The following is a 23,209-nucleotide window of genomic DNA, read 5'->3' as shown; positions in this document are numbered from 1 at the left end:
CCCAGCGAAAGGGACACGCATGTCGAAGATCAAGGTCGATGCCCCCATTGTCGAGATGGACGGGGACGAAATGACCCGGATCATCTGGGATTTCATCAAGACGAAGCTGATCCTGCCCTATCTGGACGTGGATCTGCTGTATTACGATCTGTCGATCGAGGAACGCGACCGGACCGAGGACCAGGTCACCATCGACGCCGCCGAAAAGACCAAAGAGGTCGGCGTGGCGGTGAAATGTGCCACCATCACCCCCGACGAGGCGCGGGTGGAGGAGTTCGGCCTCAAGAAGATGTGGAAATCGCCCAACGGCACCATCCGCAACATCCTTGGCGGCGTGGTTTTCCGCCAGCCGATCATCTGCCGCAACGTGCCGCGTCTGGTGCCGGGCTGGACCCGGCCCATCGTGATCGGGCGCCATGCCTTTGGCGACCAGTATCGCGCCACCGATTTCACCTTTCCCGGCGCGGGCAAGCTCAGCATGAAATTCGTGGGCGAGGATGGCACCGTCATCGAGCGCGAGGTCTATGACGCGCCCTCTGCGGGCGTCTATATGGGCATGTACAACCTTGATGCCTCGATCACCGATTTTGCCCGCGCCTCGCTGAATTACGGGCTGACCATCGGCTGGCCGGTCTATCTGTCCACCAAGAACACCATCCTCAAGGCCTATGACGGGCGGTTCAAGGACATCTTCCAGAAGGTCTATGAGGAAGAGTTCGAGGCGGAGTTCAAGAAAAAGCGCATCTGGTACGAACACCGGCTGATCGACGACATGGTGGCCTGCGCGATGAAATGGAATGGCGGCTTTGTCTGGGCCACCAAGAATTACGATGGCGACGTGCAGTCCGACACGGTGGCGCAGGGCTTCGGCTCGCTGGGGCTGATGACCTCGCAGCTGATGACCCCCGATGGCCGCATCGTCGAGGCCGAGGCCGCCCATGGCACCGTCACCCGCCATTACCGCCAGCATCAGGCCGGGCAGCAGACCTCGACCAATTCCGTGGCCTCGATCTTTGCGTGGACCGGCGGGCTGAAGCACCGCGCCAAGCTTGATGACAATGCCGCCCTGCTGCGCTTTGCCGAAACGCTGGAGAAGACCGTGGTCGACACGGTGGAATCGGGCTTCATGACCAAGGATCTGGCGCTGCTGGTGGGGCCGGACCAGAAATGGCTGACCACCACCGGCTTTCTCGACAAGGTCGATGCCAATCTGCAGAAGGCGCTTGGCGCCTGAGACCTACGCGGCTGCCCGGAATCCGGGCAGCCCTGACCTGCGCGCGGCAGCGGCGCCGCGTCGGGGCTTGACCTTCGCCAGAAAGGTCAGCATCCCTGCCCCATGCAGCTTCTGGACACCGCCCCACCCGACCGCCACACGCTTTGGGAAGACGTGCATGGCATCCTGATCGGCACCACGCTGGTGGCGCTGTCGATCCAGTTCCTGCGCGCCACGGATCTGTTCACCGGACAGATCGCCGGGCTGGCGCTGGTGCTGTCCTATCCCACCGGCTGGCCCTTTGGCGCGATCTTTTTCCTGCTGAACCTGCCCTTCTACCTGCTGGCGGTGCGGCAGCTGGGCTGGCGCTTCACGCTGAAAAGCTTTGCCGCCGTGCTGCTGATGTCGGCCATGACCGACCTCATGCCGCTGGTGATGACCGTGACGCTGCCGCCATGGCTGGCCGCGCCGCTTTTCGGGGTGCTCGCGGGGCTTGGCCTGCTGTCGCTGTTCCGCCATGGCGCGACGCTGGGCGGGGTGGGCATTGTCGGGCTCTGGCTGCAGGACACGCGCGGCATCAAGGCGGGGCATGTCCAGCTGGGCTTTGACCTTTGCGTCTTTGCCGGGGCGCTGTTCCTGTTCGCGCCCGCGCAGGTCGGCTGGTCGCTGCTGGGATCGGTGATCCTGAACGCGGTGATCCTGATCAACCACCGCCGCGACCGTTACATCGCCCGCTCCTGACTGGCGCCGGGCGCCGCCGCGTGCCAGAACGCCTGCACGACAGAAGGAGCCGTGTCATGACCGCCGTGATGATCCAGGGAGCGGGGTCCAACGTGGGCAAGTCGCTGCTGGTGGCGGGGCTGTGCCGCGCCGCGCGCAGGCGCGGTCTGCGCGTGGCGCCGTTCAAGCCGCAGAACATGTCCAACAACGCCGCCGTGACCTTGGAGGGCGGCGAGATCGGCCGCGCGCAGGCGCTGCAGGCGCTGGCCTGCGGGCTGGACCCCACCTGCCACATGAACCCCGTGCTGCTGAAACCCGAAAGCGATCAGGGCGCGCAGGTCATCGTGCAGGGCCGCCGCCTGACCACCACGCGGGCCGGTGATTATGCCGCGCTGAAGCCGCGCCTGCTGGGCGCGGTGCTGGAGAGCTTCCGCAGCCTCAGCGCCGCCCATGATCTGGTCATCGTCGAAGGCGCGGGCAGCCCCGCCGAGGTCAACCTGCGCGCGCATGACATCGCCAATATGGGCTTTGCCCGGGCGGCGGAGGTGCCGGTGATCCTTGCCGGGGACATCGACCGGGGCGGGGTCATCGCGCAGATGGTGGGCACGCGGGCGGTGCTGGATCCGGGCGATGCCGCGCAGATCAGGGGCTTTGTCATCAACAAGTTCCGGGGCGATCCTCGGCTGTTTGACGACGGCTATGACCTGATCGCGCACAGCACCGGCTGGCCCGGCTACGGCGTGCTGCCATGGTTTGCCGAGGCATACCGCCTGCCTGCCGAGGATGCGCTGGATCTGCCTGCCCGCAGCGCCGGCTCGGGGCTGAAGGTGGTCTGCCTTGCCCTGTCGCGCATCGCCAATTTCGACGATCTTGATCCGCTGGCGCAGGAGCCGGGCGTGGCGCTGCAGATGCTGGCGCCGGGCAGCGCCCTGCCCGGCGATGCCGATCTGGTGATCCTGCCCGGCAGCAAATCCACGCGCGGCGATCTCGACTTTCTGCGCGCGCAGGGCTGGGACATCGACCTTGCCGCGCATGTGCGGCGGGGCGGCCATGTGCTGGGGCTCTGCGGCGGCTTCCAGATGCTGGGCCAGCAGATCCACGACCCCGAGGGGCTGGAAGGCCCGCCGGGCAGCGTGGCGGGGCTGGGGCTGCTGCAGGTGGAGACGGTGATGCGGCCCGACAAGCGGCTGGCGCGGGTGAACGCCCTGCACGCCGCCACCGGTCTGCCGCTGTCGGGATACGAGATCCATCTGGGCCGCAGCACCGGCCCCGACTGCGCGCGCCCCTTTGCCCATGTGGCGGGCACGCCCGAGGGCGCCATTTCGGCCTGCGGACGCATCACCGGCAGCTATCTGCACGGGCTTTTTGCCGATGACGCCTTCCGCGCCGCCTATCTGCGCGGGCTTGGCGCCACCGCCTCGGGGCAGAGCTATGGCGCCGGGGTCGAACGGGTGCTGGACGATCTTGCCGCCCATCTGGAGGCGCATCTGGATGTGGCGGGAATACTGGCGCTGGCGCGCTAGGCCAGCTCCGCCGCAAGCCGCGCCCATTCCGCCCCTCCGCCGGGCAAGCCCAGCCGGATCAGGTCGGGCGACCATGGGAAAATCCGGCTCCAGATCCGGGCGCGGGCCAGATGGTCCTGCGCCGCTGCGGCATCGGGGGTGTGATAAAGCCGGAACAGCTCGCAGCCGCCCGCCAGTGTCCAGCCGCGACGCGCGGCCAGCGCATCAAGCTGCAGGGTCTCCTGCCGCAGCCGCGCCACGGTCTCCGCCTGCCAGTCGCGATCGCGCAGCGCCTGCGCGCCGATCACCTGCGCGGGCCCCGACACGGCCCAAGGCCCCAGCCGCGCAGCCATGTCGGCCAGCAGCCCCGCGTCTGCCAGCACGAACCCCAGCCGCAGCCCGGCCAGCCCGTAGAACTTGCCGAAAGACCGCAGCACCACCAGCCCCGCCTCTCCGGCCCATGCCGCGACCGACAGATCGGGCCGCGCGTCGCAGAAGCTTTCATCCACCACCAGCCGCCCCACCTGCCCCGCCAGCGCCCGCAGCGCGCCCGGCGCATGGCAGCGCCCGTCGGGATTGTTGGGATTGACCACCACCGCCAGATCGGCGCCCGCCAGCGCCTCCGGCGTGGCCACCTCGGTCACCTGCCAGCCCGCCGCGCGCAGGCAGGCGGCGTGTTCGTTATAGGTGGGGGCCAGAACCCGGGCCGATCCGCGCGGCAGGATCTGCGGCAGCATCTGGATCGCCGCCTGCGCGCCCGCCACCGGCAGCACCGGGGCCTGCGTGCCATAGGCGGCGCGGGCGGCCTCGATCAGATCGGCCTGCCGCCCCGCCTGCGGCAGCGCCGTCCAGCAGTCGGGCGGCAGCGCGGGCACGGGCCAGCAGACGCGGTTGATGCCGGTGGAAAGATCGATCCACTCTGCCGCTGCCCCACCGAACCGGGCGCGCGCCTGATCCAGATTGCCGCCATGATCGCGCATCGCGCCCTCCCTCAGACCAGAGCCAGCGCCAGCAGCGCCAGAGCCATCAGCCCCATCGCCCGCAGATAGAGCCGCAGCGCGCGGGTCATGTCCTGCGGCGAAGGATCGGGGGCGGTGCCGTTCAGCCACGGCTCGTCCGCGATCACCGTGCCGTAAAGCCGCGGCCCCGACAGCCGCACCCCCAGCCCCGCCGCCAGCGCCGCCTCCGGCCAGCCGGCATTGGGCGAGCGATGCGCCCGCGCCTCGCGCCGCATGCAGGCCAGCGCCGCGCGCGGACGGGTCGAGGCCAGCGCCAGCAGAAGCCCGGTCAGCCGCGCCGGGATCAGGTTGGCGACGTCATCCAGCCGCGCCGCGACCTTGCCGAACGCCTCGAACCGGTCGTTGCGGTGGCCGATCATGCTGTCCAGCGTGTTGATCGCCTTATAGGCGGCGATGCCGGGCAGGCCAAAAAGCGCGCCCCAGACCACCGGCGCCACGATCCCGTCAGAGCTGTTTTCGGCAAGGCTTTCCAGCGCCGCCCGCGCCACCCCCGCCCGGTCGAGCCGCAGCGGATCGCGCCCCACGATCATCGCCACCGCCGCCCGCGCACCGCGCAGATCGCCCGCAGCCAGTGGCCGCGCCACCGCCGCCACATGCGCATACATCGACCGCGCCGCCAGCAGCGGCCAGCACAGCAGCCCTTCCAGCAGCAGCCCGGGCCAGCCGCCGGGCAGCAGCGCGCGCAGCATCAGGGCTGCGGCCAGCGCCGCGCCCACCACCAGCGCCGTGGTCACGCCCCCCAGCAGCAGCCGCGCGCTGCGGCTGCGCCCGGGATCGTTGAGCGACCCCTCCAGCGCCGTGATCAGCCGCCCGAGCCATGTGACCGGATGGCCGATGCGGCGAAACACCGGGTCCGGCCAGCCCAGCAGGGCATCCGCCGCCAGCGCCACCAGCATCACCAGCGCGCCGCTCATGTCAGGAACCTGTGCAGGCCGGTGAAGCCCGCCGCGCGCAGATGCGCCGCCGCCTCGGGCGGGACGGTGCCGGGGGCAAAGACCAGCCCGCGCGCCGCCCCGGTATGGGCGATGACATGGCCAAGCGCGCCAAGCGCGCGGGCCAGCGCCTCGGTCGGGTCCCCCGCCGGGCCGCGCAGCGCCAGCGTGCGCCGCGCCGACTCGGCGGCAAGCGCCGCGTGATGCGCCAGATCCCCGCCGCGCGTCCAGTCCTGCAGCAGATCGCCGATGACCGGAAACCGCCGGTCCGCCGGATCGGTGCGCGTGGGCCGGCCGTAAAAGCCGCCAAGGATCTCGGCCCGGGGCGGCTCTGGCAGATGGCCCAGCACCTCGCCCCGGCGCGAGGCCCAGATCAGCCGCGCAGGATCGCGGAACATCAGCGGATCCGACGCGCCCTCCACCGCCAGACAGGCGCGGGCCACCTGATCCGGCCCCGCATCGGGCGCGCAGAGCCGCGCCAAAGCCACAAGGGCGGCGGTGGAGGCCCCAGCCCCGCCGCCGGGCGGCATCTGCGGCCGCAGCCGGATCCGCGCCTGCGCCCTCAGCCCCAGCGCGCGCAGAAAGGCCCGCGCCCGCCCCGGCGGCAGGATGCGGGCGGGATCATGCAGCAAGAGCCCGCGCGCAGGCCGGGCCGTGGCGGTCAGGCACAGCGCGGGACAGGGCAGCGTCACCAGCGCCACGGGGCCACCGGGGGCAGCAAGCCCCTGCAGCCATTCGCCAAAATGCCCCGCCACGCGGGTCCGGCTCAGGCGCATGTGTTGACCTCCTGCACCACGCCCTCGCCCCCCGCCAGAAAGCTGATCCGCGTCACCGACAGCGGCACCACCTCGAACGCCAGCCCCGCAGGCACCGACCCCAAGGCCAGCGCCAGTGCGGCGCGCACCGTGCCCGCATGGGCCACCAGCGTCACCGGCCCGGTCAGCGGCGCCAGCCCCGCCGCCACCCGGGCGCAGAGCATGGCAAAGCTTTCGCCCTCGGGCGGCTGATGCGCGGCAAGCTGGGCGCGGTCCAGCACGCCAAGATCGGGCATGTCGGCATAGGCCAGCCCCTCCCACGTGCCAAAATCCTGCTCCACCGCCTCGGCCAGCGGGTCGGCCTGCAGATCCGGCCACAGCGCCACGGCGGTCTCGCGGCAGCGCCGCGCCGGGCTGGTCAGCAGCCGCCCCGGATCGGGCAGACGGTCGCGCAGCCGCGCCAACGCCTGCGCCGATCCGGCCAGATCCGCCGCCAGATCGCGGCGGCCATAGATTCGGCTATCCCCCTGCACCGGCGCGTGGCGGATCAGGGTCAGGTTCAGCCCCTGAGGCATGTGCGGCATCACTCCCCTTTGCAATCACCTGCCGGTTCTGCTTTGTCCTGAGCCCATGGGCAAGACCATCCTCATCACCGGCGGCGCCCGGTCCGGCAAGAGCCGTCTGGCCGAGGCGCAGACGCTGGCGTTTGGCCGTCCCGCCACCTATATCGCCACCGCCGGTATCTTTGACGCCGAAATGGCCGACCGTATCCGCCAGCATCAGGACGGGCGCGGCCCCGACTGGGCACTGGTCGAGGAACAGACCGACCTTGCCCGCGCGCTGCGCGACACGGACGGCAGCGGCCCCCGGCTGGTGGACTGCCTGACCCTGTGGCTCAGCAACCTGATGCTGGGCGATCACGACATCCCCGCCGCCACGCAGGCCTTTCTGGCCGAACTTGCCCGCCAGCGCGATCCCGTGGTCATCGTCACCAACGAGGTGGGCGCGGGCATCGTGCCCGAAAACGCGCTGGCCCGCGCCTTTCGCGACGAGGCGGGGCGGCTCAACCAGCGGGTCGCCGCCGTGGTGGACGAGGTTCACATGGCGGTCTGCGGCCTGCCCCTGAAGGTGAAACCCCATGACTGAGCATTTTCCCCTTGCGGCGCTGGCTGATCTGGCCGCCCTGCCCGCCCGCCTGCCCCGCTATGACGAGGAGGCCGCGCGTGCCGCCCGCGACCGGCAGGCAAGCCTGACCAAACCGCCCGGATCGCTGGGACGGCTGGAGACACTGGCCATCGACATGGCGGGCTGGCGCGGCACCTCGCGCCCGCAGATCCGCAAGGCGCAGGCGCTGGTCTTTGCCGGAAATCACGGCATCTGCGCGCAGGGCGTCAACCCGTTCCCGCAGGAGGTGACGGCGCAGATGGTCGCCAATTTCCACGCGGGCGGCGCCGCCATCAACCAGATCTGCGCGGTCACCGGCGCCGATCTGACCGTGATCGCGCTGGATCTGGACCACGCGACGCAGGATTTCACCCAAAGCCCCGCGATGACCGAGGCCGACTGTCTGGACGCGCTGAACCGTGGCGCAGCGGCAGTGGACGGGGCGGCGGATGTGCTGCTGCTGGGGGAAATGGGCATCGGCAATTCCACCGTGGCCGCAGCGCTGGCGGCGGCCTGTTTCGGCGGCGCCCCCGCAGACTGGACCGGGCCGGGCACCGGGTCAGACGCGGCAGGCGTCGCGCACAAGGCGCAGGTCATCGCCCGCGGGCTGGAGCGGCACGCGGGCGTGTCTGGCGATGGCGCCGCGATCCTGACCACGCTGGGCGGGCGCGAACAGGCGGCGATCTGCGGCGCGATCCTTGCCGCGCGCGCCTACCGCATCCCGGTGCTGCTGGACGGCTTCATCTGCACCGCCGCCGCCGCGCCGCTGCATGTGATCGACCCCGCGCTGCTGGACCATTGCATCGCCTCGCATCGCGGCGCGGAGCCGGGCCATGGGCGGCTGCTGGACGCCATGGCCAAGGATCCGGTGCTGGCGCTGGACCTGCGGCTTGGCGAGGGCACCGGGGCGGCGCTGGCGCTGGGTCTGCTGCGCGCGGCCCTTGCCTGTCACAACGGCATGGCCACCTTTGCCGAAGCGGGTGTGACCGGCGGATGAGGCAGGTCTTGGCGCAGGCGCAGCTGGCGCTGATGCTGCTGACCCGCCTGCCCGCCGGACGGCTGGAGACAGCCCCGCCCATGGCCCGCTCGGTCTGGGCATGGCCGCTGGTGGGGGCGCTGGTGGGCGGGATCGCGGCGCTGGTCTATGGCGCGGCGTCGCTGGGGCTGCCGCCCGTGGCCTGCGCGCTGCTCGCCATGGCGGCGGCGGTGCTGGCGACCGGCGGGCTGCACGAGGACGGGCTTGCCGACTGTGCCGATGGCTTTGGCGGCGGCACCACCCGCGCCCGCAAGCTGGAAATCCTGCGCGACAGCCGCATCGGCAGCTATGGCGTGCTGGCTCTGGGGCTGGTGCTGGCGCTGCGCGCCACGGCGCTGGCGCATCTGCCGCCCGCACAGGCGATGACGGCGCTTGTCGCGATGGGGGCTGCAAGCCGGGCGCTGCTGCCGCTGTGGCTGCGGCTGCTGCCGCCCGCGCGCGCCGATGGGCTGGGCCGCGCCGCGATGGGGCCCACGCGCGGCGGCGTGCTGGTGGCGGGGCTGCTGGGACTGGCGGCGCTGCTGCTGCTGGGGCCAGTGGCGGCCCTTGTCACCGGGGCCGCGATGCTGGCGGCCAGTGCCGCGTTTGCTGGGCTGGCGCTGCGTCAGATCGGCGGTCAGACCGGCGACGTGCTGGGCGCGCAGCAGCAGGTGGCCGATCTGGCCGGGCTGCTGGCCCTGCTGGCACTTGTCGGATAGGCGCCCCCCGGCCTGACCGGAGGGCGCGAAAGCTCAGGCGGCAGCGGCGACCGCGCGCTTGGTCAGCACGCCGATCAGATGCGCGCGATAGGCGGAGGATCCGTGAATGTCGGACATCAGGCCATCGGCGCTTACCGTCAGCCCGTCCAGTGCGGTGGCAGAGAAATTGCCCGACAGCGCCTCTTCGGCTTCGGTCCAGCGGAACACGCCCTCTTCCGAAGCGCCGGTGACGGCAACCCGCACCCCGTCGGCAAATTTCGCCACGAACACGCCGACCAGCGCAAAGCGCGAGGCGGGCTGTTCGAACTTGATATAGGCGGCCTTTTCCGGGATCGGAAAGCGGACGGCGGTGATGATCTCGCCCTCTTCCAGCGCGGTGGTGAACATGCCCTGGAAATAGTCTTCCATGGCGATTTCGCGGCTGTTGGTGACGATGGTCGCGCCAGAGGCCAGCGCTGCCGCCGGATAGCAGGCGGCGGGGTCGTTATTGGCAAGGCTGCCGCCCACGGTGCCCCGGTTGCGCACCGCCGGATCGCCGATATTGGAGGCCAGCGCGGCCAGCGCCGGATAATGCGCGGCCGCCTCGCGGGCGACGGTGCCATGGGTGGTGCCGCCGCCCAGCGTCAGCACGCCGCCTTCGGCGGACACGCCCTGCATTTCGGCGATGGCGGTCAGGCTGACCAGAACCGAGGGCTGCGCCAGCCGCTGCTTCAGCGACGGGATCAGCGTCTGGCCGCCTGCCAGCGCCTGCGCCTCGTCCTGACCCAGCGCTGCCACGGCATCGGCCAGACTGGTGGGTCTTACGATTTCGAAGCTGTACATCCTGTTTCTCCCTGCAGGGGCGGGTGCGCGCGGCACCCTGTCTCCCCGTCATCTTTTCCCAAAAAGCGGCGCCCGACAACCGCTTATCGCGGCTGCCGGGCAGGCGTTCAGCCCTGCATCGCGGACCAGACCCGGTGCGGGCTGACCGGCATGTCGATGTGATCCACCTTGTGCCCGCCCGAGGCCAGCGCGTCGATCACCGCATTGACCACGGCAGGCGGCGAGCCGATGGCCCCGGCCTCGCCGCAGCCCTTCACCCCCAGCGGGTTATGGGTGCAGGGCGTGGCGCAGGAATGGTCCACGGCATAGAACGGCACATCCGTGGCGCGCGGCATGGCGTAATCCATGTAGGAGGCGGACAGAAGCTGCCCGTCGCTGTCATAGACACAGGATTCGAGCAGCGCCTGCCCGATCCCCTGCGCGATGCCGCCATGCACCTGACCTTCGACGATCATCGGATTGACCACATTGCCGAAATCATCGGCGGCGGCGAAGCGTTCCACCGTGACCCGCCCGGTTTCGGGATCAAGCTCCACCTCGCAGGCATAGGCGCCCGAAGGATAGGTGAAGTTCGACGGATCGTAGAAGGCGGTCTCTTCCAGCCCCGGCTCGATCTCTTCCAGCGGGTAGTTGTGGGGCACATAGGCGGCAAGCGTCACGTCGCCCCATGCCACCGACTTATCGGTGCCTGCCACGGTGAACCGCCCGTCCTTCAGTTCGATATCCGTATCGGCGGCCTCCAGCAGATGGCCTGCGATCTTTTTCGCCTTGTTGATGATCTTTTCGGTGGCGCGCACCATGGCCGAGCCGCAGACCGCAAGGCTGCGCGAGCCGTAAGTGCCCATGCCGAAGGGGATCTTGCTGGAATCGCCATGCACGATGTCGATCATCGACTCGTCGATGCCCAGCATTTCGGCCACCACCTGCGGGAAGGAGGTTTCATGCCCCTGCCCGTGGCTATGCGCGCCGACCATGACCGAAATCGAGCCCGTGGCGTTCACCCGCACCGTGGCCGCATCGTAAAGCCCCGCCCGCGCGCCAAGCTGGCCCACAAGGTTCGACGGCGCGATGCCGCAGGCCTCGATATAGCAGTTGATGCCAAGCCCGCGCAGCTTGCCCTTGGCCTCGCTCTCCTTGCGGCGGGCGGCAAAGCCCGCGCGGTCGATCATCTCTTCAAGCTTGTCCATGGTGGCGACATAGTCGCCGGTGTCATATTCCACCGCCACCGGCGTGGCATAGGGGAATTCGGTGATGAAATTCTGCCGCCGCAGCGCGATGGGATCCACGCCCAGTTCCCGCGCCGCCTTGTCGATCACCCGCTCCAGCTGGAAGGTCGCCTCGGGGCGGCCCGCGCCGCGATAGGCGTCGACCGGCACGGTGTTGGTGAAGACCGCGCGCACGTTCACATAGATATGCGGCGTGCGGTAATTGCCCGCCATCAGCGTGCCATGCAGCCAAGTCGGGATGGAGCTGCTGAAGGTCGACAGATAGGCGCCCATATTGGCCAGCGTGTCGGTGCGCACGGCGACGAAGTTGTTGTCCTTGTCCAGCGCCAGTTCGATCTTGGTCACATGGTCACGGCCATGCGCGTCCGACATGAACGCCTCGGACCGGGTGGAGGTCCATTTCACGGGGCGGTTGATCTTGCGCGCGGCGAAGGTGACAAACGCCTCTTCGGCATAGTGGAAGATCTTGGTGCCGAAACCGCCGCCCACATCCGGGGCCACGACGCGCAGCTTGTGTTCGGGGATGCCCAGCACGAAGGCGCCCATCAGCAGGCGGATCACATGCGGGTTCTGGCTGGTGGTATAAAGCGTGCTTTCGTCATTGGCGCGGTTGTATTCGGCCACCGCCACGCGCGGCTCCATCGGGTTGGCGACCAGACGGTTGTTGACCAGTTCCAGCGTGGTGACGTGATGCGCATTGCGGATCGCCTCGTCCACGGCGGCGCGGTTGTCTTCGACAAAGCCCCAGTCGTAGCACAGGTTGGTGCCCATATCGTCATGCACCAGCGGCGCGCCCTCGGCGAGCGCCGCCTTCATGTCGACCACGGCGGGCAGTTCCTCGATCTCGACCACGATGGCCTCGGCGGCGTTGCGCGCCTCTTCAAGGCTGTCGGCCACCACGGCGCAGATCGGATCGCCCACATGGCGGACCTTGCCCTGCGCGAGAACCGGGTGGCCCGGCTCTTTCATCGGCTCGCCGAAGCGGTCGGTGATGAGCCAGCCGCAGGGCAACCCGCCCACCCCTTCAAAATCCTTGCCGGTAAAGATCCGCACCACGCCCGGCATCGCCTCGGCGGCGGCAGTGTCGATGCTGGTGATCCGGCCATGCGCCACGTCAGAGCGCAGGAAATGGCAGTAGGTCTGGCCGTAGACATTGATGTCGTCGGTATATTGCCCGGTGCCGGTCAGAAAGCGCACGTCCTCGCGCCGCTTCTGGCTTGCGCCAATACCATGATCTTTCGGCATGTCGAAATCCCTCCCTGTGGGTGACGGGGCAGCACCCCGCCGAAACATCCGTTCCGGGCCCCGGGCGCGCAGCCCCGGACCCCGCCTGTCGGGGGGCGGGGGCAGCCCCCGCCCGTCGCATCGCTCCCGCCTCTTTCACGGCACGCTGGCGCGCCGCGCTCCTCCCGGCGGGGGCGGATCACTCCGCCGCGATGACGCTTACATCCTGACCGCTGGCCGCCATGATCGCCTTGACGATGTTGTGGTAGCCGGTGCAGCGGCAGATATTGCCTTCCAGATAATGCCGGATCTCGGCTTCGCTGGGCTTGGGGTTGTCCTTCAGCAGCGAGGCCGCCGCCATCACCATGCCCGGCGTGCAGAAGCCGCATTGCAGGCCGTGATGGTCCTGAAACGCCTGCTGGATCACGTTGAGCGAGCCGTCCGCATTGGCCTGCCCTTCGATCGTGCCCACCTCTGCGCCGTCACATTCGGCGGCGAAGATGGTGCAGGCCTTCACGTTCAGGCCGTTCACATGGATGGTGCAGGCGCCGCATTGCGAGGTGTCACAGCCGACATGGGTGCCGGTCAGCCGCAGTTCGTCGCGCAGGAACTCGGTCATCAGCGTGTTGCCACGCACTTCCTTGGCGACGGTCTTGCCGTTCACCGTCATTGTCACCTTGGTCATGAAACCCTCCCTGGGTTGACGTGTCTTGATTGGATGGGGTCACATTGCCATGCCGGTCAGCTGGAGACCATCCGTTTGAACCAGCCTTTCTTTTTTCCTTCTTCCCCTGCGGCACCCTCGGCTTCGGGGGCGGCATCGGGATCGGCGGGGCCTTCCACCGCGTCCTGAAAATTGGTGAAGAACTGGTCGGCCATCTTCTTGGCGAAGCCGTCGATGATGCGGCTGCCCAGCTGTGCCAGCTTGCCGCCCACCTTGGCCTCCACATCATACTGCAGCTCGGTGCCCTCAGGCACTTCCACCAGCCGCACATCGGCGCCGCCCTTGGCAAAGCCTGCGGCCCCGCCCTTGCCTTCACCCGAAAGCGTCAGGCTGTTGGGCTCGTCACGGTTGGAAATCGTCACCTGTCCGGCAAAGGTCGCCTTCACCGGCCCGACCTTCTGCACCACCGTGGCGGCGAAGCCCTCCTCGGGCGAGCCGCTCATCTCGGTGCAGCCGGGCACGCATTGCTTCAGCACCTCCGGATCCAGCAGCGCCGCCCAGACCACCGCGGGGGGCGCCTTGATCACACGGGAATCGCTCATCTGCATGGGGTCGCATCCTCTCTCTCATGTTGCCCAGCCTAGCCATCGCGGGCCGGACGCCTATTAGACCAATGGACTAAGCCACGGGGGCAGCGCGCGGCGCCACGGCGGCCCGCGCCAGTCCTTGGGCCGAAGATCGCCGCGATCCGCCCGTTCCGCAACCCCGCATCGCCGCCCCAAAGCCCGCGCCGCCACGGGCCCGCCGCACAGAAACCGGGCCTGCACCTTTCGGAGCACTGGCCCTGCGCGCCGCGATGCGGCTAGGCTGGCGTCAGGACGAGGAGAGACGCATGAGCCTGACGGTCACCGACCTCAGCTACAGCTATGGCGCCAAGACGGCGCTGTCGCAGGTCAGCTTTGCCGTGCCGGAGGGGCGGTTCGCGGCGCTGCTGGGGCCGAATGGCGCCGGGAAATCCACGCTTTACGGGCTGCTGACCGGGCTTTTCAGCGCGCCTTCGGGGCAGATCCGCGTGGCCGGGCACGATCTGGCCCGCAATCCCCGTGCGGCGCTGGCGGTGATGGGGGTGGTGTTCCAGCAGCCGACGCTGGATCTGGATCTGAGCGTGCGGCAGAACCTGCGCTATTTCGCGGCGCTGCACGGGCTTTCGGGCCGCGACCGCGACCGCCGCATCGACGCGGCGCTGGACCGGCTCGCCATGCGCGCCCGCGCGGGCGAAAAGGCCCGCGACCTGAACGGCGGGCACCGCCGCCGCACCGAGATCGCCCGCGCCCTGCTGCATGATCCGCGCGTGCTGCTGCTGGACGAGCCCACCGTGGGGCTGGATGCCGCCGCGCGCTCTGCCATCACCGACCATGTGCATGCGCTGGCGCGGGACACCGGGCTGACCGTGCTCTGGGCCACGCATCTGACCGACGAGGTGCTGCCCGGCGACCATCTGGTGCTGCTGCATCAGGGCCGGGTGCTGGCCAGCGGCACGGCGAGCGCGCTGCACGGCACCACCCCGCTTCGCGACTGGTTCCTATCGCGCACGGCGGTGCCCGCATGAGCCTGCGTCCGTGGCTCATCGCCTTTCGCGCCATCACCGCCCGCGAGGCGCTGCGTTTTGTCCACCAGCGCGAACGCTTTCTGGCCGCGCTGGTGCGCCCGCTGGTCTGGCTGCTGGTCTTTGCGGCGGGGTTCCGCGCCGCGCTTGGCCTGTCGATCATCCCGCCCTACCAGACCTACATCACCTACGAGACCTACATCATCCCCGGTCTCTGCGGCATGATCCTGCTGTTCAACGGCATGCAAAGCTCGCTGAGCCTTGTCTATGACCGCGAGATGGGGTCAATGCGGCTTCTGCTCACCGCGCCGTTGCCGCGCTGGTTCCTGCTGTTTTCAAAGCTGTGCGGGGCCTCCTTCATCTCCATCCTGCAGGTGCTGGCCTTTCTGGCCGTAGCCGCCGCCTTTGGCATCGTGCTGCCGCTCTGGGGCTATGTGGCGGTGCTGCCCGCGCTGCTGATCGGCGGGCTGATGCTGGGCGCGCTGGGGCTGGCGCTGTCCTCCTTCATCAAGCAGCTGGAGAATTTTGCGGGTGTCATGAATTTCGTGATCTTCCCGATGTTCTTCCTCAGCTCGGCGCTTTACCCGCTGTGGAAGATGGCGGAATCCTCGCCGCTGCTGCGCGACATCTGCGCGGTAAACCCGTTTACCCATGTGGTCGAACTGATCCGCTTCGCGCTGTATCTGCAGCTGAACCTCGCAGCGCTTGGCTGGGTGCTGCTGACGGCACTGGTGTTCATGGCGCTGGCGCTCTGGGGCTATGATCCGGCACGCGGTCTGGTGCGGCGCAAGGGCTGAGCCCTAGCCCACCAGCCGCGCCGGGCTGCCCTCCAGCCGCAGGATGCGGGTGGCAAGGCGCCGCGCCTCGGCCTGCACATGGGTGACGATCAGCGTGGTGACGCGGCGGCGGGCGCGCAGGGTCTCGAACAGGGTCATCATCTCGTCGGCCAAGGCCGGGTCCAGCGACACGAAGGGTTCGTCCATCAGCAGCAGCTCCGGCTCCGCCGCAAAGCCGCGCGCCAGCGACAGGCGGCGCTGCTGGCCCAGCGACAGCTGCCGGGGCCATGTGTCGCCGCGCCCGCCCAGCCCCACCTCGGCCAGCGCCGCCTCGGCACTGTCGCGGGAGATTCGCAGCGGAATCATCAGATTGTCGCGCAGACTGCGCCATGGCAGCAGGGTCGGTTCCTGAAACACCATCGCCAGCCGGTCGGGCACGACACGCTCGCCCCTGAACCGCGGTTCAAGCCCGGCCAGACTGCGCAGCAGCGTGGTCTTGCCCGCCCCCGAGGGCCCGGTCAGCGCCACCGTCTCGCCCTGCCGCAGATCCAGCGTGACCGGCCCCAGCACCGCGCGTCCGCCAAAAGACAGCCCGTCGAGCCGCAGCCGCGCCACCAGCGGCGGCCCGCTGTCGCGCGCCCCGCTCACCAGCCGCAGCTGCGCCATGTCACGAGCCGGGCTGGACGAAGACGCCCTCGGGCAGGCCGGTCAGCGGTCCCACCAGCTCTTCGCCGCCCAGATCCGCCATCAGCGCCAGCATCCGGCCCGCCGCCGCCTCATCCACCGGACCGGTGCCGGGCGTGCCTTCCAGAAACCCGGCCTTGAGCGCCGCAAATTCCGCGTCATTTCCGGCGTTCATCATCGGGCGGATGCGGTCCCATTCCGCCGCATCTGTGGCCAGCAGCGCCTTGGCCGCCTGCGAGGCCTGCGCCACCCCTTCCGCCAGTTCGGGATGGGCGCGCAGCATCTCGCCCTTCAGCACATAGCCCAGAAGCGGCGTGTCGGGATCGAGCCCCAGCGCCTCTGCCGCCTCCGACACGGTGACCAGCGGTCGCATGCCGCCGGCCTCCATCTTCGCGAGAAAATGCCAGAAGTTGATGGCGCCATCCAGCTCGCCCTGCAGCGCGGTCTGATAGATCAGCGGCGGCGCGCCAAAGACCTGTTCGGTCTCCGTGACCAGATCCATGTCGGCCACCTGCGCCGCATAGGCGCGCAGGATCAGCCATGATTTGTCGAGCGGTCCGCCCGCGATGCCGATCTTGCCGCCTTTCAGGTCGGCAATGGTCTGCGCCGGGCTGTCGCCGGGCACCATCACCGATCCCACCGCGCGGGAATAGGGCACAAAGACGTAATCCCGCCCCGAGGCGCGCTGCCGCGCGACCCAGAGCCAGTCCGACACGATCACGTCGGCCTCGCCGCCCTGAAAGGCGATCTGGGCGGCGGAATTGCCCGCAACCCCCATCACCTGCAGGTCGAACCCGGCCTGCGTGTCAAATCCGTTGGTCTTGATGACATCCAGTTCCCAGCTGACGGTGCCCTGTTCCAGCACCGCCGCCCGCAGCACCGGCAGATCCGCCAGTGCCATGCCGGACCAGAGCAGCACCATGGCCCCGGCCCCGCCGATCCGTCGCATGAACGCCATGGTCTCCTCCCCATGTGGTCTGCGACGAGCGTAGCGCCGCCCCCGAAGCCGCAGAAGTGCGACAAAAGGAGGGGGGCGGCGCGGCACCGATCAGTTCAGCGCGCCCGCGATGGCGCCCATCAGGTCCAGCACCTGCCCGGTTTCGCGGTCGACCCGGTAGACGCTGTCGCCCACGCGGTAATAGGTCTGGCCGGGGTCCAGCTGGTAGCGGCGGGGATCGCGGATCACCACATAGCCGTCGCGGATGCGGTCGCCCCGGTCGTAGCGATGCGTGTGATGGTCATCGCGGTCGCGGTCGTGATCGTGACGGTGTTTTGCATCCCGGTCGCCATGGCCCTTCTTGGCAAGGCCCGGAGGCGTGCAGTCCGCCGATTTCTTGGCAAGGCCCGGCGGGCATCCGCGCGGCGCCGCCTCTGCGGCAAGCGGCAGGCACAGGCTGGCGGCAAGGGCGGTCAGGGTCAGGAAGCGGGCCATGGGTTAGTCCTTTTGATCTGGTGCAGATACCACGGCATCAACGCACGATCCCGTCGCTTGGCTCCGCCACACCGGGGAACGGCGGCGGAAACCCGCCGGATCCCGCAGCTCAGCCCTGCCAGTCCGGCCTGCGTTTTTCCAGAAAAGCGGCGATGCCCTCCTCGGTGTCGCGCCATGACATGTTCTCCGCCATCACCGCGCCCGCATGGGCATAGGCCTGATCCAGCGGCAGGTCGGCCTGCGCGTAAAACGCGCTCTTGCCGATCCTCACCGCCGCCCCCAGCTTGGCCGCCACGGTCTGTGCCAGCGCCAAGGTCTCTGCCGCCAGCGCGTCAGGTGGGACCACACGGTTGACCAGACCAAGCGCCTGCGCCTCGGGCGCCTCGATCAGGCGGCCCGTGGTCAGCATCTCGAACGCGGCCTTGCGCGGGATGTTGCGGGTCAGCGCCACCATGGGCGTAGAACAGAAGAGGCCGATATTCACGCCATTGACGCCGAACCGCGTGCCTTCGGCGGCCACCGCCATGTCGCAGCTGGCCACCAGCTGGCAGCCCGCCGCCGTGGCGATGCCATGGACCTGCGCGATCACCACCTGCGGCAGCGTGGTGATCCCGGTCATCACCCGTGCGCAGCGGGCAAAGAGATCCGCAAAAGCCGCCGCCCCGCCATCCGCCGCCTGCCGCGCCGCCTGCATCTCGCGCAGGTCATGGCCCGCGCAGAAGGCCCGCCCCGCGCCAGAGATCACCACCACGCGGATGTCGCGGTCCTGCGCCAGCGCATCAAGCTGGTCCTGCAGCGCCGCCAGCATGGCATCGGACAGCGCGTTCAGCCGGTCGGGCGCATTCAGGCAGAGCCGTGCCACAGCCCCGGTATCGTGACGTTCCAGAAGTTTCATCTTGTCCTCCTCATCCCTGTCGGGAAGCGTAGCGCGGGCACCAAGAGGAGAAAAGCATGGCGCTGGTGATGACGGCAGAGCAGATCGACGCGTTCCTGAAAGAGGAGTTTCCGCAGGTCACCGGGCTTTTTGCCATCGACCGCATGGACGAGTCCCTGCTGGTGATGCGCCTGCTGACCGACGAGCGCCACCTGCGCCCCGGCGGCACGGTGTCGGGACCGTCGATGTTCGCGCTGGCCGATGTGGCGGCCTATGTGGCGACGCTGGCCCGGATCGGGCCGCAGGCGCTGGCGGTGACCACCCATTGCTCCATCGATTTCATGCGCAAGCCCGTCTCCGGCGCGGATGTGCTGGCCGAGGCGCGGGTGCTGAAGCTGGGCCGCAGCCTGAGCGTGACCGATGTGCTGCTTTACTCGGAAGGCAGCGCCGAGGTGGTGGCCCATGCCTCGCTGACCTATGCCATCCCGCCCGCGCGGCGGTAAGGGCTGTGCTGCCGTCGGGCGGGGAGAAAGAAGGGGGCTCTGCCCCCGTCGCCTGCGGCGACTCCCCCGGGATATTTTGGCCAAGAAGAAGCTGCTGGGCGGCGCGCGGGCCGGGGCGCGGCGGGGCGCCGGCCCGCGCGGAAGCGGGCGCGGGTCCGTGTGGCGCCCCGGGGCGGAGGGGCCGCGTTATTCCGCGGCCACCTTTTTCTGGGTCAGCATGGGTTTGAGGTAGCGGCCGGTATGGCTGCCCTCGACCTCGGCCACCTGTTCGGGGGTGCCGGTGGCCACGATCTCGCCGCCGCCATCGCCGCCTTCGGGGCCGATGTCGATGATGTGGTCGGCGGTCTTGATGACATCGAGATTGTGTTCGATCACCACCACCGAATTACCCTGATCCACCAGTTCGTGCAGCACTTCCAAGAGCTTGCGCACATCCTCGAAATGCAGGCCGGTGGTCGGCTCGTCGAGGATGTAGAGCGTGCGCCCGGTGGAGCGCCGCGCCAGTTCCTTGCTGAGCTTGACGCGCTGCGCCTCGCCGCCCGACAGGGTGGTGGCCTGCTGGCCGACCTTCACATAGCTGAGCCCGACCCGCATCAGCGCGTCCATCTTTTCGCGGATGGAGGGCACGGCCTGAAAGAACTCCTGCGCCTCCTCCACCGTCATGTCGAGCACGTCGGCGATGGATTTGCCCTTGAAGCGGATCTCCAGCGTCTCGCGGTTGTAGCGCTTGCCCTTGCAGGTTTCGCATTCGACATAGACATCGGGCAGGAAGTGCATCTCGATCTTGATGAGCCCGTCGCCCTGACAGGCCTCGCAGCGCCCGCCCTTGACGTTGAAACTGAACCGGCCCGGCTTGTAGCCGCGCGCCTTGGCCTCGGGGAGCCCCGCGAACCAGTCGCGGATCGGGGTGAAGGCGCCGGTATAGGTGGCGGGGTTCGACCGCGGCGTGCGCCCGATCGGGCGCTGGTCGATGTCGATGACCTTGTCGAGATGTTCGAACCCCTTGATCGTCTCGCAGGGGGCGGGGGTTTCGCGCGCGCCGTTGAGCCGCATCGCCGCGTTCTTGTAGAGCGTTTCGATGGTCAGGGTGGATTTGCCGCCCCCCGACACGCCGGTGACGCAGACGAATTTGCCCAAGGGAAATTCGGCGGTGACGTCGTGCAGGTTGTTGCCGCTGGCCTTGACCACGGTCAGTTTCTTGCCGCTGCCCTTGCGCCGGGTGGCGGGCACGGCGATTTCGCGGGTGCCCGCCAGATATTGCCCGGTCAGGCTGGCAGGGTCGGCGGTGATCTCGTCCGGGGTGCCCTTGGCCACCACGCGCCCGCCATGCACGCCCGCGCCGGGGCCGATGTCGAACACGTAATCGGCCTGACGGATCATGTCTTCGTCATGTTCGACGACGATCACGGTATTGCCCTGATCGCGCAGGGATTTCAGCGTGCCGATCAGCCGGTCATTGTCGCGCTGGTGCAGGCCGATGCTGGGTTCGTCGAGCACGTAAAGCACGCCGGTCAGGCCTGAGCCGATCTGCGAGGCAAGCCGGATGCGCTGGCTTTCCCCGCCCGAAAGCGTGCCTGCGGCGCGGCTCATGGTCAGATATTCAAGGCCGACATTGTTGAGAAAGCCCAGTCGTTCGCGGATTTCCTTGAGGATGGCGCGGGCGATCTCGTTCTTCTGCCCGGTGAGGCTGGCGGGCACCGTCTCGATCCAGTCATGCGCCTCGCGGATCGACATCTGCACCACCTGCCCGATATGCAGGCTGCCGATCTTCACCGCCAGCGCTTCGGGGCGCAGGCGGTAGCCGTGGCAGGTGCCGCAGGGGCGGTTGTTCTGGTAGCGCTCGAACTCCTCGCGCACCCAGGCGCTGTCGGTTTCGCGGTAGCGGCGTTCCATGTTGGGAACCACGCCTTCGAAGATGCGCGAGACCTGATAGACGCGCCCGCCCTCGTCATAGCGGAAGTCGATCTCTTCCTTGCCCGACCCGTGCAGGAACACGTCCTGCACCCGTGGCGGCAGATCCTTCCACGCGGCCGTGGTCTTGAAGCCGTAATGTTTGGCCAGCGAGCTGATGGTCTGGGTGAAATAGGGCGACTTGCCCTTGCGCCACGGGGCGATGGCGCCATCGCCGATCTTCAGCGTGACATCGGGCACCACCAGCTGCGGGTCGAAGAACAGCTCCACCCCCAGCCCGTCGCAGTCGGGACAGGCGCCGAAGGGGGCGTTGAAGGAGAAGAGCCGCGGCTCGATTTCCGGAATGGTGAAGCCCGAGACCGGGCAGGCGAAGTTTTCCGAGAAGGTGATGCGCTCCGCCTCGGCCTCGTCTTCCTTGGGCGCGGTTTCAAGGATCGCGATGCCGGAGGCCAGATCCAGCGCGGTGCGGAAACTGTCGGCGAGCCGCGTCTCCAGCCCGTCGCGGACCACGATCCGGTCCACCACCACGTCGATGTCATGGCGGAATTTCTTGTCGAGCGTCGGCGGCGTGTCGAGATCGTGGAATTCGCCGTTCACCTTGACCCGCTGGAAGCCCTGCTTGCGCAGCTCCAGAAATTCCTTGCGGTATTCGCCCTTGCGGTCGCGCACGATGGGGGCCAGCAGATAGCCGCGGGTGCCTTCGGGCAGGGTCATCACCCGGTCCACCATGTCCTGCACCTGCTGCGCCTCGATGGGCAGGCCGGTGGCGGGGCTGTAGGGCGTGCCGACCCGGGCGAAGAGCAGGCGCAGGTAGTCGTAAATTTCGGTCACCGTGCCGACGGTGGAGCGCGGGTTCTTCGACGTGGTCTTCTGTTCGATGGAAATCGCCGGGGACAGGCCCGCGATGTGGTCCACATCCGGCTTTTCCATCATGTCGAGAAACTGCCGCGCATAGGCGGACAGGCTTTCCACATAGCGGCGCTGGCCTTCGGCATAGATCGTGTCGAAGGCAAGGCTGGACTTGCCCGACCCCGACAGGCCGGTGATCACCACAAGCTCGTCGCGGGGAATGTCCACGTCGATGTTCTTGAGATTATGCTCGCGCGCGCCGCGCACTTCGATCTGCTTGAGCTCTGGCATGAGACCCTCGGAGGACGGAACGGTTAACACATAGGCGAAAGACCCGGGCGCGCCAATGGCAAAGTGAGAACATTGCCGGAACTTTTTTCGGGCACCCGCCCGGACCGCCCATGGCAGACCGATCCATTGTGCATTGGCAGCATAACATAGGTCCGCCGCCGCCTCATGACCAGAGGGCGGGGCCGCTTCGCTGTCCCGGACCGGGCCGCCGCCTAGCGATACAGCAGCGAGCCGCCGTCGTGGAACAGATGCACCTTGTCGGGATCGCAGGCCAGTGTCACCTGCCGCCCGCGCAGGTTGCGATGGATGCCGGGCAGCTTGGCGATGAAGGCGGGTGCCTCGCCCTGCGGTTCGAAATGCAGCAGCGTGACCTCGCCCAAGGCTTCGGTCAGGGCGACGGTGCCGGTGAACACCCCCTGCCCTTCAGTGATCATGCAATCCTCGGGGCGCAGGCCGACATTCACCAAAAGCCCCATGTCAGCCTCGGTGCTGGGCACGTCCGACAGCGCGCTGCCGCCGTCTTCCAGCGTGACGGTGGTGCGGGGGCCGGTGGCGGTGATCCGGCCCGGCACAAGGTTCATCGCCGGGGATCCGATGAACTGCGCCACAAATTCGCTGTTGGGCCGTTCGTAAAGATCAAGCGGCGATCCCACCTGCGCGATGCCCCTATTGGCCAGCACCACGATGCGGGAGGCGAGCGTCATCGCCTCCACCTGATCGTGGGTGACGTAGATCATCGTCCGGTCGGGCATCTGTTCCTTGAGCTGGGCAATCTCGATCCGGGTCGCCACGCGCAGCGCGGCATCCAGATTGGACAGCGGCTCGTCGAACAGGAACACCGACGGGTCGCGCACGATGGCGCGACCGATCGCCACCCGCTGCCGCTGCCCGCCGGACAGCGCCTTGGGCAGGCGGTCCAGATAGGGGGTCAGCTGCAGCATCTTCGCCGCGCGTTCCACCGCGGTGTCGATCTCTGGCTTCGATTTCTTGGCGATCTGCAGGGCAAAGGCCATGTTGTCGCGCACGGTCATGTGCGGATAGAGCGCATAGCTCTGGAACACCATGGCGATGCCGCGCTGCGCGGGCGGCACGTCATTGACCACCTGCCCGCCGATTTCCAGCGTGCCCGCCGTGATGCGTTCCAGCCCCGCGATCATACGCAGCAGCGTGGATTTGCCGCAGCCGGAGGGGCCGACAAAGACGATCAGCTCTCCCGCCTTGATGTCGAGATTGATGTGGCGCAGCACCTCGATGGTGCCGCCATAGGTCTTGCCCACATCGGTCAGCTTCAATGTCGCCATGCCGGTC

The 23,209-nt window shown here is 68.5% G+C and carries 23 protein-coding genes; 9 read left to right on the top strand and 14 right to left on the bottom strand.

Features of this window, described 5'->3' with window-relative positions:
• Nucleotides 1–19 precede the first annotated feature (19 nt).
• The 3 genes from BLR51_RS12165 to BLR51_RS12155 all read left to right on the top strand — a co-directional run bounded on the left by BLR51_RS12165 (nucleotide 20) and on the right by BLR51_RS12155 (nucleotide 3,456).
• Complete coding sequence (locus BLR51_RS12165) at nucleotides 20–1,234, top strand: NADP-dependent isocitrate dehydrogenase (RefSeq protein WP_089847280.1); 1,215 nt, start codon at nucleotides 20–22, stop codon at nucleotides 1,232–1,234.
• A 102-nt stretch (nucleotides 1,235–1,336) separates the two neighbouring features.
• Entirely contained in the window at nucleotides 1,337–1,954 is a 618-nt protein-coding gene (locus BLR51_RS12160) for a YitT family protein (protein ID WP_089847278.1), read from the top strand.
• Between the two features lie 56 nt (nucleotides 1,955–2,010).
• On the top strand, nucleotides 2,011–3,456 hold the full coding sequence (locus tag BLR51_RS12155) for a cobyric acid synthase (RefSeq protein ID WP_089847276.1): 1,446 nt from the start codon (nucleotides 2,011–2,013) through the stop codon (nucleotides 3,454–3,456).
• Here BLR51_RS12155 and cobD read toward each other — a convergent pair.
• The 4 genes from cobD to BLR51_RS12135 are packed head-to-tail and all read right to left on the bottom strand — an operon-like array spanning nucleotide 3,453 to nucleotide 6,725.
• Complete coding sequence (gene cobD / locus BLR51_RS12150) at nucleotides 3,453–4,415, bottom strand: threonine-phosphate decarboxylase CobD (RefSeq protein WP_089847275.1); 963 nt, start codon at nucleotides 4,413–4,415, stop codon at nucleotides 3,453–3,455. The genes BLR51_RS12155 and cobD overlap by 4 nt on opposite strands.
• 11 nt (nucleotides 4,416–4,426) lie before the next feature.
• Nucleotides 4,427–5,368, bottom strand: coding sequence for an adenosylcobinamide-phosphate synthase CbiB (cbiB, locus tag BLR51_RS12145; protein WP_089847273.1), 942 nt, complete (start codon nucleotides 5,366–5,368; stop codon nucleotides 4,427–4,429).
• Nucleotides 5,365–6,162 carry a propanediol utilization protein gene (locus tag BLR51_RS12140; RefSeq protein WP_165616813.1) on the bottom strand — a complete coding sequence of 266 codons (798 nt, stop codon included), beginning with the start codon at nucleotides 6,160–6,162 and terminating at the stop codon, nucleotides 5,365–5,367. Before BLR51_RS12140 ends, cbiB begins: the two co-directional genes overlap by 4 nt.
• Nucleotides 6,153–6,725, bottom strand: coding sequence for a histidine phosphatase family protein (locus BLR51_RS12135; protein WP_242656717.1), 573 nt, complete (start codon nucleotides 6,723–6,725; stop codon nucleotides 6,153–6,155). The genes BLR51_RS12140 and BLR51_RS12135 overlap by 10 nt, the downstream gene beginning before the upstream one ends.
• Before the next feature lie 46 nt (nucleotides 6,726–6,771).
• Between BLR51_RS12135 and cobU the strand changes: the two genes are divergently transcribed.
• From cobU to cobS, 3 genes are read left to right on the top strand one after another with little or no spacing between them, the layout of a single operon-like run.
• On the top strand, nucleotides 6,772–7,287 hold the full coding sequence (gene cobU, locus BLR51_RS12130) for a bifunctional adenosylcobinamide kinase/adenosylcobinamide-phosphate guanylyltransferase (RefSeq protein ID WP_089847271.1): 516 nt from the start codon (nucleotides 6,772–6,774) through the stop codon (nucleotides 7,285–7,287).
• Nucleotides 7,280–8,302, top strand: a complete 1,023-nt coding sequence (gene cobT / locus BLR51_RS12125) for a nicotinate-nucleotide--dimethylbenzimidazole phosphoribosyltransferase (RefSeq protein ID WP_089847269.1) — start codon at nucleotides 7,280–7,282, stop codon at nucleotides 8,300–8,302. The genes cobU and cobT overlap by 8 nt, the downstream gene beginning before the upstream one ends.
• On the top strand, nucleotides 8,299–9,039 hold the full coding sequence (cobS, locus tag BLR51_RS12120) for an adenosylcobinamide-GDP ribazoletransferase (RefSeq protein ID WP_089847267.1): 741 nt from the start codon (nucleotides 8,299–8,301) through the stop codon (nucleotides 9,037–9,039). Before cobT ends, cobS begins: the two co-directional genes overlap by 4 nt.
• A gap of 33 nt (nucleotides 9,040–9,072) precedes the next feature.
• Here the strand turns inward: cobS and BLR51_RS12115 are convergent, their stop codons facing one another.
• From BLR51_RS12115 to BLR51_RS12100, 4 genes are all read right to left on the bottom strand, one after another.
• Nucleotides 9,073–9,861: an FAD binding domain-containing protein gene (locus tag BLR51_RS12115; RefSeq protein ID WP_089847265.1), complete on the bottom strand. Its 789-nt coding sequence runs from the start codon at nucleotides 9,859–9,861 to the stop codon at nucleotides 9,073–9,075.
• A 107-nt stretch (nucleotides 9,862–9,968) separates the two neighbouring features.
• Nucleotides 9,969–12,332 carry a xanthine dehydrogenase family protein molybdopterin-binding subunit gene (locus BLR51_RS12110; RefSeq protein ID WP_089847262.1) on the bottom strand — a complete coding sequence of 788 codons (2,364 nt, stop codon included), beginning with the start codon at nucleotides 12,330–12,332 and terminating at the stop codon, nucleotides 9,969–9,971.
• A gap of 178 nt (nucleotides 12,333–12,510) precedes the next feature.
• Entirely contained in the window at nucleotides 12,511–12,996 is a 486-nt protein-coding gene (locus BLR51_RS12105) for a (2Fe-2S)-binding protein (protein WP_089847260.1), read from the bottom strand.
• A 56-nt stretch (nucleotides 12,997–13,052) separates the two neighbouring features.
• Nucleotides 13,053–13,583, bottom strand: coding sequence for an SRPBCC family protein (locus BLR51_RS12100; RefSeq protein WP_089847258.1), 531 nt, complete (start codon nucleotides 13,581–13,583; stop codon nucleotides 13,053–13,055).
• Nucleotides 13,584–13,867: 284 nt separating this feature from the next.
• Here BLR51_RS12100 and pedB point away from each other — a divergent pair, with 284 nt between their 5' ends.
• Nucleotides 13,868–14,584 carry a lanthanide ABC transporter ATP-binding protein PedB/LutE gene (gene pedB / locus BLR51_RS12095; protein ID WP_089847256.1) on the top strand — a complete coding sequence of 239 codons (717 nt, stop codon included), beginning with the start codon at nucleotides 13,868–13,870 and terminating at the stop codon, nucleotides 14,582–14,584.
• Nucleotides 14,581–15,378, top strand: coding sequence for a lanthanide ABC transporter permease protein PedC (gene pedC, locus BLR51_RS12090; protein ID WP_165616812.1), 798 nt, complete (start codon nucleotides 14,581–14,583; stop codon nucleotides 15,376–15,378). Before pedB ends, pedC begins: the two co-directional genes overlap by 4 nt.
• Nucleotides 15,379–15,381: 3 nt before the next feature.
• Here the strand turns inward: pedC and BLR51_RS12085 are convergent, their stop codons facing one another.
• From BLR51_RS12085 to BLR51_RS12070, 4 genes are all read right to left on the bottom strand, one after another.
• Complete coding sequence (locus BLR51_RS12085; protein ID WP_089847254.1) at nucleotides 15,382–16,023, bottom strand: ABC transporter ATP-binding protein; 642 nt, start codon at nucleotides 16,021–16,023, stop codon at nucleotides 15,382–15,384.
• Between the two features lies 1 nt (nucleotide 16,024).
• On the bottom strand, nucleotides 16,025–16,999 hold the full coding sequence (locus BLR51_RS12080) for an ABC transporter substrate-binding protein (protein WP_089847252.1): 975 nt from the start codon (nucleotides 16,997–16,999) through the stop codon (nucleotides 16,025–16,027).
• A gap of 90 nt (nucleotides 17,000–17,089) precedes the next feature.
• The gene (locus BLR51_RS12075; RefSeq protein ID WP_089847249.1) at nucleotides 17,090–17,473 is read right to left on the bottom strand and encodes a hypothetical protein; all 384 of its coding nucleotides are present in this window, start codon (nucleotides 17,471–17,473) and stop codon (nucleotides 17,090–17,092) included.
• A gap of 109 nt (nucleotides 17,474–17,582) precedes the next feature.
• On the bottom strand, nucleotides 17,583–18,446 hold the full coding sequence (locus tag BLR51_RS12070; RefSeq protein WP_278184860.1) for an enoyl-CoA hydratase: 864 nt from the start codon (nucleotides 18,444–18,446) through the stop codon (nucleotides 17,583–17,585).
• On the opposite strand from BLR51_RS12070, the gene BLR51_RS12065 reads away from it, so the two are divergent.
• Nucleotides 18,425–18,850: a PaaI family thioesterase gene (locus tag BLR51_RS12065; protein ID WP_089847245.1), complete on the top strand. Its 426-nt coding sequence runs from the start codon at nucleotides 18,425–18,427 to the stop codon at nucleotides 18,848–18,850. The genes BLR51_RS12070 and BLR51_RS12065 overlap by 22 nt on opposite strands.
• 186 nt (nucleotides 18,851–19,036) lie before the next feature.
• On the opposite strand, the gene uvrA is transcribed toward BLR51_RS12065, so the two are convergent.
• Nucleotides 19,037–21,901 (bottom strand): excinuclease ABC subunit UvrA, encoded by a 2,865-nt coding sequence (uvrA, locus tag BLR51_RS12060; RefSeq protein WP_089847243.1) that lies wholly within the window; start codon nucleotides 21,899–21,901, stop codon nucleotides 19,037–19,039.
• Nucleotides 21,902–22,113: 212 nt separating this feature from the next.
• A complete protein-coding gene (locus tag BLR51_RS12055; protein WP_089847241.1) occupies nucleotides 22,114–23,202 on the bottom strand; it encodes an ABC transporter ATP-binding protein in 1,089 nt (362 codons plus the stop codon).
• Nucleotides 23,203–23,209: the final 7 nt, after the last annotated feature.

The organism is Salipiger marinus (assembly GCF_900100085.1).
GTDB classification, from domain to species: domain Bacteria; phylum Pseudomonadota; class Alphaproteobacteria; order Rhodobacterales; family Rhodobacteraceae; genus Salipiger; species Salipiger marinus.
The sequence above is the reverse complement of the archived record's forward strand: the minus strand, read 5'-3'. Positions and strand labels throughout refer to the sequence as shown.

Excerpts from the sequence above, each read along its gene's own strand:
- BLR51_RS12165 (WP_089847280.1), top strand. The coding sequence starts at position 20 with ATGTCGAAGATCAAGGTCGATGCCCCCATTGTCGAGATGGACGGGGAC.
- BLR51_RS12160 (WP_089847278.1), top strand. The coding sequence starts at position 1,337 with ATGCAGCTTCTGGACACCGCCCCACCCGACCGCCACACGCTTTGGGAA.
- BLR51_RS12155 (WP_089847276.1), top strand. The coding sequence starts at position 2,011 with ATGACCGCCGTGATGATCCAGGGAGCGGGGTCCAACGTGGGCAAGTCG.
- cobD (WP_089847275.1), bottom strand. The coding sequence starts at position 4,415 with ATGCGCGATCATGGCGGCAATCTGGATCAGGCGCGCGCCCGGTTCGGT.
- cbiB (WP_089847273.1), bottom strand. The coding sequence starts at position 5,368 with ATGAGCGGCGCGCTGGTGATGCTGGTGGCGCTGGCGGCGGATGCCCTG.
- BLR51_RS12140 (WP_165616813.1), bottom strand. The coding sequence starts at position 6,162 with ATGCGCCTGAGCCGGACCCGCGTGGCGGGGCATTTTGGCGAATGGCTG.
- BLR51_RS12135 (WP_242656717.1), bottom strand. The coding sequence starts at position 6,725 with ATGCCGCACATGCCTCAGGGGCTGAACCTGACCCTGATCCGCCACGCG.
- cobU (WP_089847271.1), top strand. The coding sequence starts at position 6,772 with ATGGGCAAGACCATCCTCATCACCGGCGGCGCCCGGTCCGGCAAGAGC.
- cobT (WP_089847269.1), top strand. The coding sequence starts at position 7,280 with ATGACTGAGCATTTTCCCCTTGCGGCGCTGGCTGATCTGGCCGCCCTG.
- cobS (WP_089847267.1), top strand. The coding sequence starts at position 8,299 with ATGAGGCAGGTCTTGGCGCAGGCGCAGCTGGCGCTGATGCTGCTGACC.
- BLR51_RS12115 (WP_089847265.1), bottom strand. The coding sequence starts at position 9,861 with ATGTACAGCTTCGAAATCGTAAGACCCACCAGTCTGGCCGATGCCGTG.
- BLR51_RS12110 (WP_089847262.1), bottom strand. The coding sequence starts at position 12,332 with ATGCCGAAAGATCATGGTATTGGCGCAAGCCAGAAGCGGCGCGAGGAC.
- BLR51_RS12105 (WP_089847260.1), bottom strand. The coding sequence starts at position 12,996 with ATGACCAAGGTGACAATGACGGTGAACGGCAAGACCGTCGCCAAGGAA.
- BLR51_RS12100 (WP_089847258.1), bottom strand. The coding sequence starts at position 13,583 with ATGCAGATGAGCGATTCCCGTGTGATCAAGGCGCCCCCCGCGGTGGTC.
- pedB (WP_089847256.1), top strand. The coding sequence starts at position 13,868 with ATGAGCCTGACGGTCACCGACCTCAGCTACAGCTATGGCGCCAAGACG.
- pedC (WP_165616812.1), top strand. The coding sequence starts at position 14,581 with ATGAGCCTGCGTCCGTGGCTCATCGCCTTTCGCGCCATCACCGCCCGC.
- BLR51_RS12085 (WP_089847254.1), bottom strand. The coding sequence starts at position 16,023 with ATGGCGCAGCTGCGGCTGGTGAGCGGGGCGCGCGACAGCGGGCCGCCG.
- BLR51_RS12080 (WP_089847252.1), bottom strand. The coding sequence starts at position 16,999 with ATGGCGTTCATGCGACGGATCGGCGGGGCCGGGGCCATGGTGCTGCTC.
- BLR51_RS12075 (WP_089847249.1), bottom strand. The coding sequence starts at position 17,473 with ATGGCCCGCTTCCTGACCCTGACCGCCCTTGCCGCCAGCCTGTGCCTG.
- BLR51_RS12065 (WP_089847245.1), top strand. The coding sequence starts at position 18,425 with ATGGCGCTGGTGATGACGGCAGAGCAGATCGACGCGTTCCTGAAAGAG.
- uvrA (WP_089847243.1), bottom strand. The coding sequence starts at position 21,901 with ATGCCAGAGCTCAAGCAGATCGAAGTGCGCGGCGCGCGCGAGCATAAT.
- BLR51_RS12055 (WP_089847241.1), bottom strand. The coding sequence starts at position 23,202 with ATGGCGACATTGAAGCTGACCGATGTGGGCAAGACCTATGGCGGCACC.